At 54.7% G+C, this 14821-nt stretch carries 11 protein-coding genes and 2 pseudogenes; 8 read left to right on the forward strand and 5 right to left on the reverse strand.

Going from position 1 to position 14821, the window contains the following annotated elements; translation table 11 throughout:
* Positions 1-3: 3 nt before the first annotated feature.
* The 6 genes from Poly41_RS13015 to Poly41_RS35680 all read left to right on the forward strand — a co-directional run bounded on the left by Poly41_RS13015 (position 4) and on the right by Poly41_RS35680 (position 6968).
* Complete coding sequence (locus Poly41_RS13015; protein ID WP_146526624.1) at positions 4-609, forward strand: GntR family transcriptional regulator; 606 nt, start codon at positions 4-6, stop codon at positions 607-609.
* An 82-nt stretch (positions 610-691) separates the two neighbouring features.
* Positions 692-2167, forward strand: a complete 1476-nt coding sequence (locus tag Poly41_RS13020; RefSeq protein WP_146526625.1) for an aldehyde dehydrogenase family protein — start codon at positions 692-694, stop codon at positions 2165-2167.
* A gap of 103 nt (positions 2168-2270) precedes the next feature.
* A complete protein-coding gene (locus Poly41_RS13025) occupies positions 2271-3227 on the forward strand; it encodes a GRP family sugar transporter (RefSeq protein WP_146526626.1) in 957 nt (318 codons plus the stop codon).
* A 50-nt stretch (positions 3228-3277) separates the two neighbouring features.
* Positions 3278-6028 carry an outer membrane protein assembly factor BamB family protein gene (locus Poly41_RS13030; protein WP_146526627.1) on the forward strand — a complete coding sequence of 917 codons (2751 nt, stop codon included), beginning with the start codon at positions 3278-3280 and terminating at the stop codon, positions 6026-6028.
* An 81-nt stretch (positions 6029-6109) separates the two neighbouring features.
* The gene (locus tag Poly41_RS13035) at positions 6110-6445 is read left to right on the forward strand and encodes a hypothetical protein (protein ID WP_146526628.1); all 336 of its coding nucleotides are present in this window, start codon (positions 6110-6112) and stop codon (positions 6443-6445) included.
* A 241-nt stretch (positions 6446-6686) separates the two neighbouring features.
* Positions 6687-6968, forward strand: coding sequence for a sulfatase-like hydrolase/transferase (locus tag Poly41_RS35680; RefSeq protein ID WP_146526629.1), 282 nt, complete (start codon positions 6687-6689; stop codon positions 6966-6968).
* Positions 6969-7015: 47 nt separating this feature from the next.
* Here Poly41_RS35680 and Poly41_RS13045 read toward each other — a convergent pair whose 3' ends face one another.
* Positions 7016-7417 carry a hypothetical protein gene (locus Poly41_RS13045; RefSeq protein WP_146526630.1) on the reverse strand — a complete coding sequence of 134 codons (402 nt, stop codon included), beginning with the start codon at positions 7415-7417 and terminating at the stop codon, positions 7016-7018.
* A gap of 357 nt (positions 7418-7774) precedes the next feature.
* Positions 7775-7876: pseudogene (locus Poly41_RS34900) on the reverse strand (MarR family winged helix-turn-helix transcriptional regulator); the annotation flags it as partial.
* Positions 7877-8230: 354 nt separating this feature from the next.
* Here Poly41_RS34900 and Poly41_RS13060 point away from each other — a divergent pair.
* Positions 8231-10090, forward strand: a pseudogene (locus Poly41_RS13060) (protein kinase domain-containing protein); the annotation flags it as partial.
* A gap of 733 nt (positions 10091-10823) precedes the next feature.
* Here the strand turns inward: Poly41_RS13060 and Poly41_RS13065 are convergent.
* From Poly41_RS13065 to Poly41_RS13075, 3 genes are all read right to left on the reverse strand, one after another.
* The gene (locus tag Poly41_RS13065) at positions 10824-11744 is read right to left on the reverse strand and encodes a metallophosphoesterase (RefSeq protein WP_146526631.1); all 921 of its coding nucleotides are present in this window, start codon (positions 11742-11744) and stop codon (positions 10824-10826) included.
* 293 nt (positions 11745-12037) lie between these two features.
* Positions 12038-13003, reverse strand: coding sequence for a nitrilase family protein (locus Poly41_RS13070; RefSeq protein WP_146526632.1), 966 nt, complete (start codon positions 13001-13003; stop codon positions 12038-12040).
* Position 13004: 1 nt separating this feature from the next.
* Entirely contained in the window at positions 13005-13643 is a 639-nt protein-coding gene (locus tag Poly41_RS13075; RefSeq protein ID WP_197231297.1) for a sulfatase-like hydrolase/transferase, read from the reverse strand.
* A 557-nt stretch (positions 13644-14200) separates the two neighbouring features.
* On the opposite strand from Poly41_RS13075, the gene Poly41_RS34060 reads away from it, so the two are divergent.
* Positions 14201-14707 (forward strand): nitroreductase family protein, encoded by a 507-nt coding sequence (locus tag Poly41_RS34060; RefSeq protein WP_197231298.1) that lies wholly within the window; start codon positions 14201-14203, stop codon positions 14705-14707.
* Positions 14708-14821 lie beyond the last annotated feature (114 nt).

Consider the following 14821-nt stretch of genomic DNA (forward strand, 5'->3'; position numbering starts at 1 on the left):
CGAGTGACCAGAATTCAAAGCCTTCGACTTCGTGATCAGATCGTCGACCGCCTGCGAGAAGAGATTGTCTGCGGCAAGTTAAGTGAAGGCACACCGCTACGAGAGTTGCCGCTGGCGAAGAGATTTGATGTTAGCCGTGGCCCCATCCGTGACGCCATCCTGCAATTGGCCAGCGAGGGGCTGGTGGAGGATAGGCCCAATCGAGGAGCGAGGGTGGGTCGTGTGTGGGATGAAAGCACGCGTCCGGCCATGGTCAAAGTGCGTCGGGATATCGAGGTGTTGGCGCTTCGACAATTGATGTCACAGGAACATGAAATTGATCTGTCGCCGCTTCGAGAGAACTTGCGGCATTTTGAGTTGGCTTGCCGCGACGAAGATCTGTCGGCAGTGGTCCGGCTGGACATGAGTTTTCACCGGCTCCTTTTGACTCTCAGTGGGCATCCTGCTCTGGAATCCGTGTGGTTGCCATTGATGGGCGGCATGCGACTTCCCTACTCCAGGCATGAGTCGCTCATGGAGAGTCACGCCGAGCATCAACAGATCGTGAGCGCAATTCAAGATGGCCAGCTGCGAACGGCGCTGGCTGCGTTGAAAGCGAATATTCAATAGTTTTGTTGGCCAGGTGAAGTCTGGCGCAACATCCCGCCAGCTTTCGCCTGGCCTACCAGTTTTCTCCTAAAGGAAACGAGAAATGCAGCTCCCAAATACACCGCGAGAGTTCCAGTTGTGGGTCGACGGTCAGTCTGTCCGCAGCAGCGAAGGCGATTGGATTGAGCGAGAAAGCCCGGGGCACGGGGTTCCCGTAACGCGAGTGCCGGCGGGCACTGCAGCCGACGTGGATCGAGCGGTCGCGGCGGCACGCGTTGCGTTTGAAAAAGGTACCTGGCCGTGGACGATGGGATCCCAGCGGGCGACCGTCTTAACGGACGTGGCGCGACGAGTGCGTAACGCCTCGGACGAGTTGGCTTATTGGGAAACGCTGGAAAGCGGGAAGCCGATTTCCCAGTCGCGGGCCGAAGTCGAGTGGACAGCCGGCTTGTGGGAGTATGCGGCCGCCTTAAGTCGAAATCTACATGGTGATAGCTGCAATACATTGGGCGAAGGAACGCTTGCCATGACCTTGCGTGATCCGATTGGCGTCGTCGGCCTGATCACCCCTTGGAACTTCCCAATGTTGATTATCAGCCAGAAGTTACCCTTTGCGCTAGCAGCCGGCTGTACCTGCGTGATCAAACCCAGCGAAATGACTTCGGCGACCACGTTGCTGTTGGCAGAGATCTGTGCTGAGGCAGGTGTGCCAGGCGGCGTCATCAACGTCGTCACGGGTTACGGCGATCCGGTGGGCCGCTGCATCGCAGAGCATGACGACATCGACATGGTTTCGTTTACCGGTTCGACAGCCGTCGGCAAGGCGATCGCCCGATCCGCGGCCGGCAATCTAAAGAAAGTATCACTGGAGCTGGGAGGCAAGAATCCTCTGATTGTGATGGACGACGCCGATCTTGATGCGGCGGTCGATGCCGGTCGACTGGGCGCATTCTTCAACATGGGCGAGTGCTGTAACGCCAGCAGCCGGATTCTGGTCCAAGAAGGTATCGCTGACGAATTTTCCCGGCGGATGACCGCTTTTGCCGCTGAATTGAAGGTTGGTGACCCGCTGGCAGAAGACTCAAAGCTGGGGGCGATCATCAATGGAACACAGGAACAGAAAATCCTGAGCTACATCCAGGCTGGGAAGGCCGCCGGCACGACGGTCTGTATGGGCGGTGGCAAAATGGCAACCAAGACCGGACGGTTTCTCGAAGTGACCGTGCTCGATCATGTTCCAGCAGATTCCTCTGTCGCGAAGGAGGAAGTGTTTGGTCCGGTTCTTTCCATCATCCGCTTCAAGACTCTGGATGAAGCGATCGCCATCGCCAACGGAACAGACTACGGACTATCGGCTGGCGTCTTCACCAACGACTACAACCAAGCGATGAAAGCGTCACGCAGTTTGCGGGCGGGAACCGTTTGGGTGAACACTTGGTTGGAAGGCCATGCCGAGTTGTCGTTTGGCGGCTACCAGCAGAGCGGTCTCGGTCGTGAGCTGGGAAGGAAGGCCGTCGAGGAATACACCGAAGAGAAGAGCGTGTTGCTCAGTCTCGGGAAACGCCAACCCTGGTGGTGATAGGAACGATATCTTCAAGTCGCGTAGGGGCGGTTCCTACCGGCCAACCACCCGCGGCCGGCGGGAACCGGCCCTGCCTTTTGTCTTAAGAGAGTGAAGCACAATGGATACAGTAGGAATCATCTACGCAATCATTACGGTCATGGCATGGGGGTCATGGCTGGTGCCCTCCCAGAACGTCAAGTTCCCCAACGAGCAGGCCAAAACTTTTTTTGTCGCTCTCTGTACGACCGTGGTTACCGTGATCATTGTGTTGGCTCGCGGCGAACTTGGGCAGCTCTCCTCCGCCGGGTCTTGGATTCCCGTGGTGGGTGGTCTGATCTGGTCGGTGAGCGCTTACTGCGCCTTTGTGGCCTGCAATCACATCGGCATCGCCAAGGCGTTTGGCATCTGGGCACCGCTCAACATCATTGTTTCTTTCATCTGGAGCCTGACCCTGTTCGGCCAGTTCCGTGACAGCTCGCTACTGATCGGCCTGTTGGCGCTGCAGTCCGTTGCTCTGGTAACGGTCGGTATTCTGATGATTCTTTTCTCAGGTGGAGATGAGACGGACAAGACTGGCAAGTCGACGACGCTGGGGTTATTGGGCGCGGTTGGGGCCGGAATCCTTTGGGGGACCTACTATATTCCATCCGCGTATCTTTCCCGCACCATCGAGGGAGCGTCGGAAGTTTCCGCCTGGGCTTCGGTGTTGCCGCTGGCCGTTGGGATGCTGATCGGTACCTCAGTGATGGTTGCGATCACTCGCAAGGCCCCGAAGCTGGAAAGCCGACTGGACTATTTTCGCGCGCTATCTTCGGGTGGATTGTGGGCGCTGGGAAATTTCGGAATGCTGTTGACCGTCAACGCGATCGGTCCCGGCCCAGGCTACACCATCGCTTCGCTCTGCGTCGTCGTCAACGCACTCTGGGGCGTGTTCTATTTCAAGGATCCCGCTCCGAAAACGAGAGCTGCCTTGCTGACCATCATCGGAGTGCTGATTGCAACACTTGCCGGTTTGGTGCTTGGCAATCTTGAGCTGCTGGATTCGATGTATGAGATCACGCGAGTCGGACAATAGAACTGTAATCACCTGGCCTACCGAAGAAAACAATCACTGCGAGGGTCCTCATGACTACTACTGCAATACGGTATCGGGTTCCGACTGATTTTGCGGAAACGAGTTTCAAAAAAGATTGCACCCTCCCGCTCTCGAAACATGTTCTCAGTGTCGTCGTCGTTGCGTTGTTCCTCCCATCCGTCGTTTCAGCAGTTCAATTGCCGACCAGCGGCGACAGGGACATTGACCGTGTCCGAGCCGAAGTGTGTGTTACTCCAACGACGGCTGAGAACTACCAACGACGGGCGCTGCTGCTGTTCACATGGCTGGGAAGTCTACAGCAGCAAAGCGCCGATACGCATCCGTTCTTTGACGTGGACAAGAAATACTACGAGCTGGAACGCAAAACGATCCATGGTCGCGGCGCTGCGAAACAAGAAGCGGTTCAAAGCATTTGCAAGACCGTCGATGAAGGGTTCGAGGTGCTTGAAAGCATCTTCCGGAAATTGAGAGAGAAGGGGCCGATCTATGAGCCATTCATCGGAAGCCTCGCCGGGGCTCCGAAGGACGGGGACATGGAAGCGGACTGGCCCATGTTCCAGGGGAACAAACACAACAATGGCTACACAGAAGCACCGGGCCCAAAGACGGGTGAGCTCGCATGGAAGGTTCCCGTAGGACTGGGATGGTATGCCCGCCCCGTGATCGAGGGTGATCGGGTCTATGTCGCCTCACCCGGCATGCACACCACCAGCTTCTGCCTCGATCTCGCGACGGGTGAAGAGATCTGGAAATCGACTCAGGACCATCCGTTGCTCGGTATCTACAAGTACCCGGCCATGATGTCGACGCCTGTGATCCTGAAGGACCGAATGGTGCTGAGGGAGGTCAATAGCCACGGCGGTAACGAAGGGCAGGCCAAGAACCTGGTCTATATCGATAAGCAAACCGGAAAGACTCTCTCCAGAAAATACGCGGGGCACATCGACTACCGAACGCAAGTGGCGCCGGTACAGAGCAACGGAAAGTTCATGGTCTATCCGTTCGGGGTTCATGACATTTACGGCTCCCCAGCCATCTGTCAGAACCTGAACCGGTTGATTTGTGCGGACGTTGATAACGAGCGTAGATTATGGGACTTCAATGCCGGCGACATCGATGCACTGGCCGAGCCGGTGATGACCGAGAGTCGTGTGATGCAGGGGACGATGGAAGGATACCTTTATTCGTTCAACTTGGAGGGACCTCATGACGCCCGAATCGCCTGGAAGTTTCGGGCCGATGGCGCGGTCAATACTGCCGTGGCTCTGGCGGGCGAAACGGTTTACTTCGGATCCAACGGCGGCGTGTTGTATGCGTTGAACGAAGCCGATGGATCCCTGAGCTGGCAAACTTCGCTGGACGCTGTTGAGAAACGAGCTCGCAAGCAGTTTACGGTGCCGTTGGTCATTGATGGCAAGCTGTATGTCGGATCTGCGAACAAGTGTTTCTATTGCCTGGATGCTAACTCTGGAAAAGTGCTGTGGGAGACTGAATTGACCGATTGGATTCGTTCCAAGCCAGTGATGACTTCGGAAGGCCTTGTCGTTGCCAGCGTCGATGGGACGGTGACCTGCCTTAGTACGAGCGGTGCAGTTCAATGGCAGAAGAAGATTTCCACACACCCGATCTATGCCGATCTGGCTTCCGCCGGCGATTCGGTTCTGGTCAACGATAGTGATTTATGGTTGCGCTGCATCAATGCCCAAGGAGATCTCCTTTGGAAGAAAAGTCTTCTGAAAGCCTATGAAAACGAACGTTGCGAACGGATCTTTACCGACGTCCTCTCGGGGGGCACCTACTATCAGTCAAAACCCACGGCCGCGAATGGAAAAGTCTATTTTGGCAACCCAGCGGGTTTCCTGTTTAGCATCGATGCTGAAACGGGAAAGGAAGTTTGGAAGTTCGAGATGGGCGGCGCGATTTCTGTCGCACCGGCGATCGCTGAGGGAAAGGTGTTTGCGGGGCAGCAGGGTGGCGAACGTTTCTTCTACTGCGTCGATGCTGAAACCGGTGAACTGGTTTGGAAGCAGACCGTTCCGGGAGGTTGGGTCTGGGGTTCCGCGGCGGTCGATGATGGATTGGTCTACATCCCTACGGTCGATGGCCACGCGGTTTGCCTCGATGCCGAAACCGGTCACATGATTTGGATGTATCCCACGGCCAAGTCCGTACCGGCCGAACCCGCCATCGATGGTGATTTGGTCTATTTCGGTTCTTGGAGCCATTCGCTGTACGCGTTCAACAAGAAAACCGGCGAGATCGTTTGGAAAGAGAACGGCATCGGCCTGGACTCCGGAACCTTGATAGCCAACGATGGGAAAATCTACTTACCTCACCACGCCAACGTCTTCATGTATTTCGACGCGAAGAACGGAGAAATTCTGAGCCGTGGAAATATGAACCCAGAAGAAAAGGGCCAGTTCACCAACTTCAACGCAACTCCCGCATTCCATAACGACCGAGCGTACTACACCGCCCGTGTAGGAACAGGACTCCACGGAGTACCGACGGCGTCGCGCGTCTATTGCGTGGATTCCGCTACCGCGAAAATCCACTGGACGTTCCCCGACGGTGGCGGGCTTTCTGCCCCGGCCATCGCCAGCGATCGCGTTTATATCGGTTCCGGTAATACGCCGTTGTTCTATTGTCTCGATGCCGCTAGCGGTAAACCGCTATGGATCTACAAGCTCGGACAGCGCGTTGAGGAAGCGACCCTTTGTATCTATCGAGACAAAGTGTATGTCCTAGCCGGTGATGGTTATGTGCATGCAATTAAGTAGGGATTGCATTTCCTAAAACTCTTTTTCAATGAATCGTGCTATGCAAGGTGCTGTAAATAAGGGTTTCCAGCGGAGGAACCCATGCTTTCTTTCGGAGGCGAAGGGGCGGTTGTCCGCTTCGCCTTTGTGGAGATGCTGGGGCGGGATCCGCAAGCAGGCGAGAGCGAACACTGGATCGAGTGGCTTCGAGAAACCCGATCAAATGGTGATACGCTCCGACGCTTCCTCATGGCAACCTCAGAGTTCATTGGGAGTCACGGCTATGTGAACCCTCTCGATTTTCACACGTGGAGAAATTCGCGTTGGCTGGAAAACGTTTTAGCAACCTGTTCGGAAGTCCAATCCCAATCTAATGATTGGCCCAACGCTCGCCAGTGGAATGAGGAAATCGTTCGAAAGTTGAAAGAGCATAAATGACAAGAGTCACGCGGTTCTTCTGTGGACTGCTCATCCGACGGAAGCGCGCGGAACCCAGGCTCGAGGTTTTTTGGAGGTATGGCTCCGGTGTCCAATGATCTCTTAGAAAAGAGTCCCCGACGGACGGTCGTCCGCCGGGAACCGGTAGCACCCTTGGCGCACCTTCGACCGGGATATCCCTTGTCAAGTTGCACCTCTGCAGAGCTCCACTCCGTTTCTACCGGCAACTGCACGATAACAAGTGAAAATAGCTCCTGCCAGCAATGATGGGACACCGGAGAGATGCTACGACGTCCTTCCCGGTCGAATTCTCTCCGGAGTCAAACGGGATGCGGTCGATTTCGATCCACCGATTAATGACTGGAATCTTCCCAAAAAGCAAAGGATCCTGCCCGAGTTTTTGAAGCAGATTGGCTACCGAACTGGCGCCTTCGGGAAATGGCACGTTGGTCGAGTGCAGCCAAAGATGCCTCAGCGCAAGGACGCTTTTACCAGGCAGCCATCCGAATCTCGCGACCCTTAAATAAGACGAACGGCAGCTGCACAAAGATGTCGCCAAGCTGGCCCAACTCAGTGCTTTGGAGTTACAATGCGGTCTGGAAAAAAGGAGGCTTGAACCGCTGGTTCGAGATGACACAGCGCCATCCGGCTGCCTTTCGACTGAAGCTTTTCATTGAACAGTTTCAGCTCCTTGATGCATGGGGCACTAAACTCACTGAGGCACTCAAAGTCCAACAGGATGCGACTGTTGTTCACCAAGGAGTCTGATAGCTGCGAGAAATCCTGGCGGAGTGTACTGGGAATTTCTGTGTCCAAACCCTCCCTTTTCTTGAATTGAACATGGATCACTCCTGCGTTTCGCGAAGCGATCAAATGTTGAAACGACCACGACTCCGGCTCGTCACAATCCGCAGTGGGACGAGTTGACTTGGACGCAATCGCATCGTTCGCTTCATCGAATAAGTCAAACATCTCAAAAGTTCTATGACGGTACTTTGCCACGATCTCGCTATCTCTTACTCTCTTCGATTTTGATTCGCCGCCATTCTCGAAGAACTCAATGGCTGCAACGACCGAAGCGTTCTGATTCGTTCACCAGAATCGGCAAAGAAAAACGCACGGTCTCTTTAAGAAACGTTGCACGCATCAAATGCGGCACGCAGAAAACGGAACTTCAACCGCTCAATGCCGACGCTAAACTCGTTGAAGCGGCGCAGAGACAAGGTCTAAAGTTATCTTGAGTGTACGGTCAACGAGAAATTATACAAGTACCGGCAACCCAGATTGCAGGACTCCCATCCTTCGTCCTTGAAGATCGGTGTCCATCCGTGGCCAACCTGCACCCTTCAGCACCGATGCCATTCCAGAACGAATCAAAGAGGCAACGCGCCCAACTGCGAATCCAGACGAAGACTCCGAGTCAAAATGCATCTACATCTCCATGCGAAACATGACTCGAGACGGTGTCCGGTGAATTGAAAGGGTGTGGCGTACGAAAACTGCGTCTTGTCGGTGAGGTCCCGCTGTGTCTGGCCGGGCGACATCCAAGTTCGATGACGATGGAGGATGTGTGGTACCATTGGGTTATCGCACCTCGGTTGCCTGGCCGTTTTGCATCGATCGGCCGTCCCGTAGATTTAAAACCACAAATGTCAGCCGCTGCATTGCATTGCTTTGGTGCTGATGATGTGGCAATGATGAGTGAAGCAACATTTTTCCTGTTCAGGTGTCGGGCAGCTCTGGCATTTGGCGGTTGCCTAGTTAGAAGGGTAGACAAACGCGGAACTCGCTCGACGTTTCGGCTGCTCTGAACGGGCGATCGAACGTCGTCTGAACCTGATTCGAGAAATATGTCAGCAGGAATTGGACGCCCCAATGAGCATCCGTCAGAAAAAACTACCGATCGCAGCTCTGGAACGCATTGATGACCTCTGCGCAGATTTTGAACGAAAGTGGCAATCGAACGAGCCACCGACGATCGAATCCTACCTTTCCGAAGAGGTCTCTCCAATCGAGCGAGACGTATTGTTGGCGGAACTCATCGTACTGGACATCGACTATCGACGACGTCGTGGTGAATCACCGACAAAGCAGGATTACCTTCACCGTTTTCCAGGAAATTCCGAAGCAATTTACGACGCGCTCGACGAGGGCGACAAACGGACCGGCGTGTTTGAGCCGCCGACCGTGGGGCGTCTGGCTGAGCTTTTTCCGACGCTCGAGATCATTGAGCTCATTGGCGCAGGCGGCATGGGCGCCGTATACAAGGCTCGCCAATCAGGGCTTGACCGCCTTGTCGCACTGAAAATTCTGCCCGAAGAATTTGGTCATGACGTCAAATTTGCACTCCGTTTCACGCGGGAAGCTCGGACGTTGGCAAAACTGAGTCACCCCAACATTGTATCCGTCTATGAATTCGGAAACGTTGGAGACATCTATTACTTCCTGATGGAATTCGTCGACGGTTCGACGCTTCGTGACGTGATCAAAGCAGGCCAATTGGCGCCCCAACACGCGCTGGCCATCGTGCCGCACCTCTGCGATGCGCTGCAATATGCACACGACAAGCACATTATCCATCGCGACATCAAACCTGAGAACATCTTGATTGCCACTGACGGCGTGGTCAAGATTGCCGATTTCGGTCTTTCGCGAATCCTCGGAAACGAGAGCCAACAAGAGATGCTCACAGGCACCCATCAGGTCATGGGCACGCCACGCTACATGGCTCCCGAACAGATGGAAGGTTCGCACAGCGTCGATCACCGCGCGGACATCTACTCGTTAGGTGTCGTCTTTTACGAAATGCTGACCGGCGAACTCCCGATTGGACGCTTCGCAGCGCCGTCAAAGAAAGTCGAAATTGACGTACGGCTTGATGAGGTTGTCTTGCGTACGCTTGAGAAGGAGCCGCAGCGCCGCTACCAGCATGCAAGTCAGATTAAATCGGACGTGCAATCGATTGCTTCGACCAAGAATCCGGCTTTGGCGCCAACGATCGTCCACGATTCGAGTTCCCCCGGAGTGAGAGGAAAACCTAGTTCCGCGAATTTGGAACAACAGGAATTGGCCGGACGCTTGTTACTGAATCGTCGTCAGTTGATGGATCGCGTCGAAGCATCTTTGCGACCGCTTTTCCGATGGCAGTTGCTGCAAGTACTGGTTGGTATTGCACTGATAGCGATCGGAGTGCAATGCTGGGCACGAAACACGCAGATTCTGCATCGCGTTGTGAATGGAGCCATTTTGCACGTTTACGGCGTGATCGTAATATCTCAATCATTGCTCGTCTGCACCAGAATCCGAAGAATCGACTACTCGAAATCCGTTGATGACATTCGTAGCAAACTCGACAGCGTTCGATCCGGCTACCTGCGTGCCGGTGTCATCACGGGGTTTATCTGGTGGCTGATGTGGATTCCCGTTGTCGTTGCCTTCGGCTTCGACGTCGTGCTACATCCTTTCTCTTTGATCCCTTCGTTAGTCGTCGGGATCGTCGGTTTTGTTGCCTCGGTTTGGTTGTACTGGCGAGCACTAAGATCCAGCAACACGTCCTCCGAATGGTGGCGAACCAAGCTTGCTGGCGAGAGCATCGCCACCGCATATCTAGCGCTCGACGAAATCGAGAATGCCCAAATTCGCTGACTCTTCAACGAAAGCAATCGGTGCCCGTATCTCTTCGAGCTGCCCCGCATATCGGCGCGCAGTGCTTGATTATTCAGGAGCAAGAACATGAATCTCGCGATTCGAGCAACTCTTTGAGTGAGCATTCAGGCGGACTGCGCCCCAAACCGAAGGTAGCGGTCGAACCGTCGACGGATGGAAACACCAGCGGGAAGTTCCGCAAGGAAAACCACGGTGGGGATCAGCCATGGGCGAAGAAAAAAAGAACGCGTGATGTGCGCATCATCACGCGGGTTAGCAAGCGACTTGATCGGCGTCAGACGTTGGCGGTCAGCGCTAGGCCTCAGCCCTTGGTTCACCTTTCGGATCTCTCTTGGCTGGGTGGGCTCTTCGCTTTGGCACATGGCTGCCGGTATCGATCATCGCCAGCTACATTCAGTATGAACCACAGCCTACGATAATCAAGCAAAACACGCTCCAAATTATTCCGACGCATTCGCACGCGTGGTTGCCAGCTGCATCAGCCGCAAACTTTGCCAAGAACGGAATCGATCAAGGAGGTAGCTTTCGGATTTCACGGATGTCTTGGCAGACCGATCTTCGGCGCAGAAATCGCAAAGGGTGAGTGAGCAGGGGAAAGTGCCGCCGGTCGGTGGAGCCGGGGCAGTTGGCGGTAATCGTCTCGTACACAGACGACAGGGTCGCAAAGGGAGGCAAGTTGGTGCCCACCACTGGGTTGGCGAGTGGATTCTCATTACCGAATGTAGTTGAAATGGCTCAGTCGGTCCTTGCAAACGGGGTCCAATCTTGGGACGCGTAGGAACCGAAACTGTGACGGACATCCACTTTCAGGGATTTCCACCGCTGTCAAATGCCCCGCCTCAAGAAAGACACCGCTATCCAAATTGAGCGCGCCATTGTGGACAACGGATTTGAAGACCAGGTCGCCGTCTCGCCAAGGGGTTGTATCGGGAACGAACGAATACAAATAGCATAGCGGCGTATGCCCATGCACGACGAGTTCCGGGAAACCAGGCTCTTGTCCCAACCACTCTCGGCTCCAGCAGAGATCCCTTGCGTCCTCTTTGATCTGCGAGTCGATCGCGGTTTGAGCGCTGTCCATCCGAATGATATCCGGACGGATTCCCGAATGCACGAAGAAGCAATTGCGAGCGATGTGATGAGTCTTGCACCGACTCAATAGATCCAGATGATCCTGAGGAAGTCGCCAATCTTCGCTATCGAGTTTCTGCGATACGGCTTCAAAGTGTTTTACAGGGTGGTCATGCCGAAACGCCCAGAACTCGCGGCTTTCGGCAACCTCGCGACCGTAGGATTTCAGCGTCGCCCATGTTTCGTTGCTTCGCATCAAACAACTGATGTCGGCTCCACGAAAAATGGATTCAGGGAATGCACTCAGGTCGACGTTTGCACCAGCCAGCCGCTGCATTGCAAGCAGCATCACCTCGTGGTTTCCCAGCAACACAATGAGATTGACCCCTCGCTCCTCGAGGCTCAATAACTGGCTATGAACGCCCTGAGAATCCTCACCCTTGGATGACAGATCGCCGATTGACAGGAAAGTGTCGCCGGGGCCCAGTTCCAAGATTTCAAGCATCTTGGCCAGCGTTTGGCTGCATCCATGAATGTCCCCCACTGCAACAAATCGGTTCATCTTGCGGTCACCTCATACCGTCCCTGTTCTCCTCCGGTGGACGTAACACGACCGATCGTCGCCTCATTTTTTTTGTCGGGTGGTTGATTCATCCCCGAAGTATACAGGTTTGACGTTGCGAGCCCAACAACGATCGAGAAATCGACAGGTCGTATCTCGTGATGCAACACCATTTAGCACTCGATGCGGAGGCATACTGCCAATCTGCTCACCTAATTGCATCCTGCAGCGGACACAAACGGACAATCAGTGACAAGCCTTGTGCAACGGGGAGAAGCTAACCCACGCGGAGCTTATTCCTTGAACTTCAACGTTCGCGTATCGCACTCTCGTCCCGTTGGCACGGTGAGTGGCTTGTACAGATCCGGTCGACGCGCACGAATCCAGTTCCTGCCGGTTGCATCTTCAAGTAGGCTGGCGTCGAGGTCGGCAAGGACCATGCTGTCTTCAGCCTTCCACGTTTCAGCCAGAATGCGTCCGTAGGGGTCTAAGATCATTGCGTTTCCCGTACGTATCTCGTCATCGTCGACGCCGACACCGTTGCTGAAGACCAGAAACATCCCGTTATCATGTGCACGACTGGGCAGCCAGCGTAGCAACCATTCGCGGCCCTTATCACCACGAAATTCGCGTTCGATTGCCTCTGGATCGTTATGGCGATTGTCCCAAACACGTCGGTCAATCAATCCCATCAGATTCGGGTTCTTGCTGCGCACCCCTCCGGTTTGGTGTGGCGCAATCAAAAGATCGGCTCCGCACAACGCAGTAATGCGGACATTTTCGATCAAATTACAGTCATAACAAATCAAAACGCCAACGCGAAATCCATCGGGTAGGTCGAATACGGTGTACTCGGTGCCACTGCGAATTGCAGGATGCTCGAAGGCTTGCAGCTTGCGGTGTCGTTGCACGGTGCCGTCAGGCAATGCCACGACGTAACTGTTGTAAAAATCGCCTTCCTCACCCGCTTCGACCAACCCCGCCCCAACCGTCATTCCGTAGCGAATCGCCAACGCCTTTAACCGCTGCGTGCTCGGGCCATTCGAGATGGATTCGGCAAGTTGCGACAACTGTTCGACCGACAGATTGCGAATGAACCAATAGCCGGTGATGCAGCATTCGGGGAAAACGATCAGGCGCACGCCTTGATTCGAAGCTCGTTCAACAAACGCTTCGATCTTTCGGAAGTTTGCATCCTTGTCGCCTGGTTTCGCCTCGAATTGTACGGAGCCCACGCGAAGGGTTCGTTTGTTAGTCATCTTATTCATTGTTTGTCGACGTTACTTTTGATGGCTGGATCTCTTGGTACCAGCGAGTCAGTTCTTTCACAAGCGTTTTCGTGAGCTCGGGTTTGAGGTCGGCACTGCTTCGAGACTCGCTGGGGTCCGTTGCGAGGTTGTACAACTGAGGGCGTCCGCCGTCGTAGTCGCACAGCAACTTCCAGTTGCCTTTCCGAATCGCCAGGTCCGGCAACCCCTTTTCGATGCCGAAATCTTTGAAGTCTGGCGGTCGAGAAAAGTAGAGTGGCTCTGCTCGCGCAAGGGACCGATGACCGAGAATCGCATCCAGCATATCTTCACCGTCGAAGGAGTGCTTTTCCGATGGTTCCATTCCGGTCAGCCTTAAAAGCGACGGGGCCAAGTCGAACGCGGCAAGCACGGTCTGGGCATCTCGCGTGCCCGCTTTTTCAGTCGAAACCATGCCGGGCCCCCAAACGATAAGCGGCGAACGAACGCCGTTTTCATCGAGTGTTGCTTTGGAGCCCCGCAACGGTTTTGTCCCCGGGGCAAACGTCTTTGGATCGGGACCATTGTCGCTACAGAATACGATCAAGGTGTTTTTTCGCAACTCATCGTCTCCACGGACGAAGTCGAACAGTAAACGCAACGGTTTGTCCATCTCGGTGAGCTCACTTGGTCGTTGCCGAAACAGCCCAAATCCGACCATCCGAGATCGTCGATGAACACCACGATGATGTTCGGTGGCCGATCGGCGGCACGCAGGGTGCCGGAGAAGACTAGCGTCGCCAACGCGGCAAAACATGGAATGAAGTCGCGCCAAAAAGAAGTGTTCCACTGTGTTCGGTAGCAGTTCATCGCGTCACCTCGCGTCGTATTTTTCCCGAACTCAGAATGTGGGATGCATCGGTTGAGGCGCCGGACAACTCGCGACGCCCTTCAAGCGATCCAACTCCCTATCCATGCCTCTTCACCGACCATTCTCAAGGAAGCTTCTCCGTACTGCAACGGGTTGACTCTGTCGGTTCAACACGTCATCCGTCCAATCACGAACGTCAACTGAGCATCAAGGGAGCTCGAAACCCACCCATTGTTACCAGCCAGCTGGAAGCCATAGACCGTTTTCGGTATCGTGATCTCACGATCGGGTACTCAGACCGCTCGTTCCTAGCAGCCAGTTTACGATTCATTCCGTATAGTGAAGGAAAGGAATTTGAGATGGAAGCGATCCAAGCCCTGATGACACGACGCAGTATTCGCAGCTGGAAAAACGAGCCGGTTACGGAGCAGCAGCGCAAGACGATCATGGAGGCGGCCATGAACGCCCCGTCAGCGGCTGATGCCCGGCCATGGCATTTTGTCACCATAGACAAACCCGAGGTGACGAAGCAGTTTACCCAAATGGGCGGAACCGAAATGCTGGAGGAATCCACCTTCATGGTGATGGTCTGCGGTGACGAGTCGAAAGAAATCTATCCCGGTTTCTGGCCCCAGGATTGTTCCTGCGCCGCACAGAACATGCAGTTGGCTGCCCACGCGATCGGCATTGGCTGCGTCTGGATTGCAATCTATCCGTTGGACGATCGAGTCGAAACCTGCCGGAAAGTTCTCGGCATTCCTCAATCGATCACTCCGTTCGCCTTGCTGGCCATGGGCGTGCCGAACGAAGTGCTGACGCCGGAGTATCGTTACGACGAAGAACGGCTGCACCAAAACAAATGGTAGCGTCCGAGTCAATCTCGCCTTTTCAATTTCCTCGAGCGTCGATTCCGGCCCGCTCCGCGACATCGACATGAATTTCAAGACGCGGTTGTGAGGTTAGTCTTGGTCATCGTTAGC

The organism is Novipirellula artificiosorum (assembly GCF_007860135.1).
GTDB lineage: Bacteria > Planctomycetota > Planctomycetia > Pirellulales > Pirellulaceae > Novipirellula_A > Novipirellula_A artificiosorum.

What these genes read in the sequence shown, in the direction of transcription:
- Poly41_RS13025 (WP_146526626.1), top strand. Translation starts at nt 2,271, where the DNA reads ATGGATACAGTAGGAATCATCTACGCAATCATTACGGTCATGGCATGG.
- Poly41_RS13065 (WP_146526631.1), bottom strand. Translation starts at nt 11,744, where the DNA reads ATGAACCGATTTGTTGCAGTGGGGGACATTCATGGATGCAGCCAAACG.
- Poly41_RS34060 (WP_197231298.1), top strand. Translation starts at nt 14,201, where the DNA reads ATGGAAGCGATCCAAGCCCTGATGACACGACGCAGTATTCGCAGCTGG.
- Poly41_RS13075 (WP_197231297.1), bottom strand. Translation starts at nt 13,643, where the DNA reads ATGGACAAACCGTTGCGTTTACTGTTCGACTTCGTCCGTGGAGACGAT.
- Poly41_RS13070 (WP_146526632.1), bottom strand. Translation starts at nt 13,003, where the DNA reads ATGACTAACAAACGAACCCTTCGCGTGGGCTCCGTACAATTCGAGGCG.
- Poly41_RS13045 (WP_146526630.1), bottom strand. Translation starts at nt 7,417, where the DNA reads ATGTTTGACTTATTCGATGAAGCGAACGATGCGATTGCGTCCAAGTCA.
- Poly41_RS13020 (WP_146526625.1), top strand. Translation starts at nt 692, where the DNA reads ATGCAGCTCCCAAATACACCGCGAGAGTTCCAGTTGTGGGTCGACGGT.
- Poly41_RS13035 (WP_146526628.1), top strand. Translation starts at nt 6,110, where the DNA reads ATGCTTTCTTTCGGAGGCGAAGGGGCGGTTGTCCGCTTCGCCTTTGTG.
- Poly41_RS13030 (WP_146526627.1), top strand. Translation starts at nt 3,278, where the DNA reads ATGACTACTACTGCAATACGGTATCGGGTTCCGACTGATTTTGCGGAA.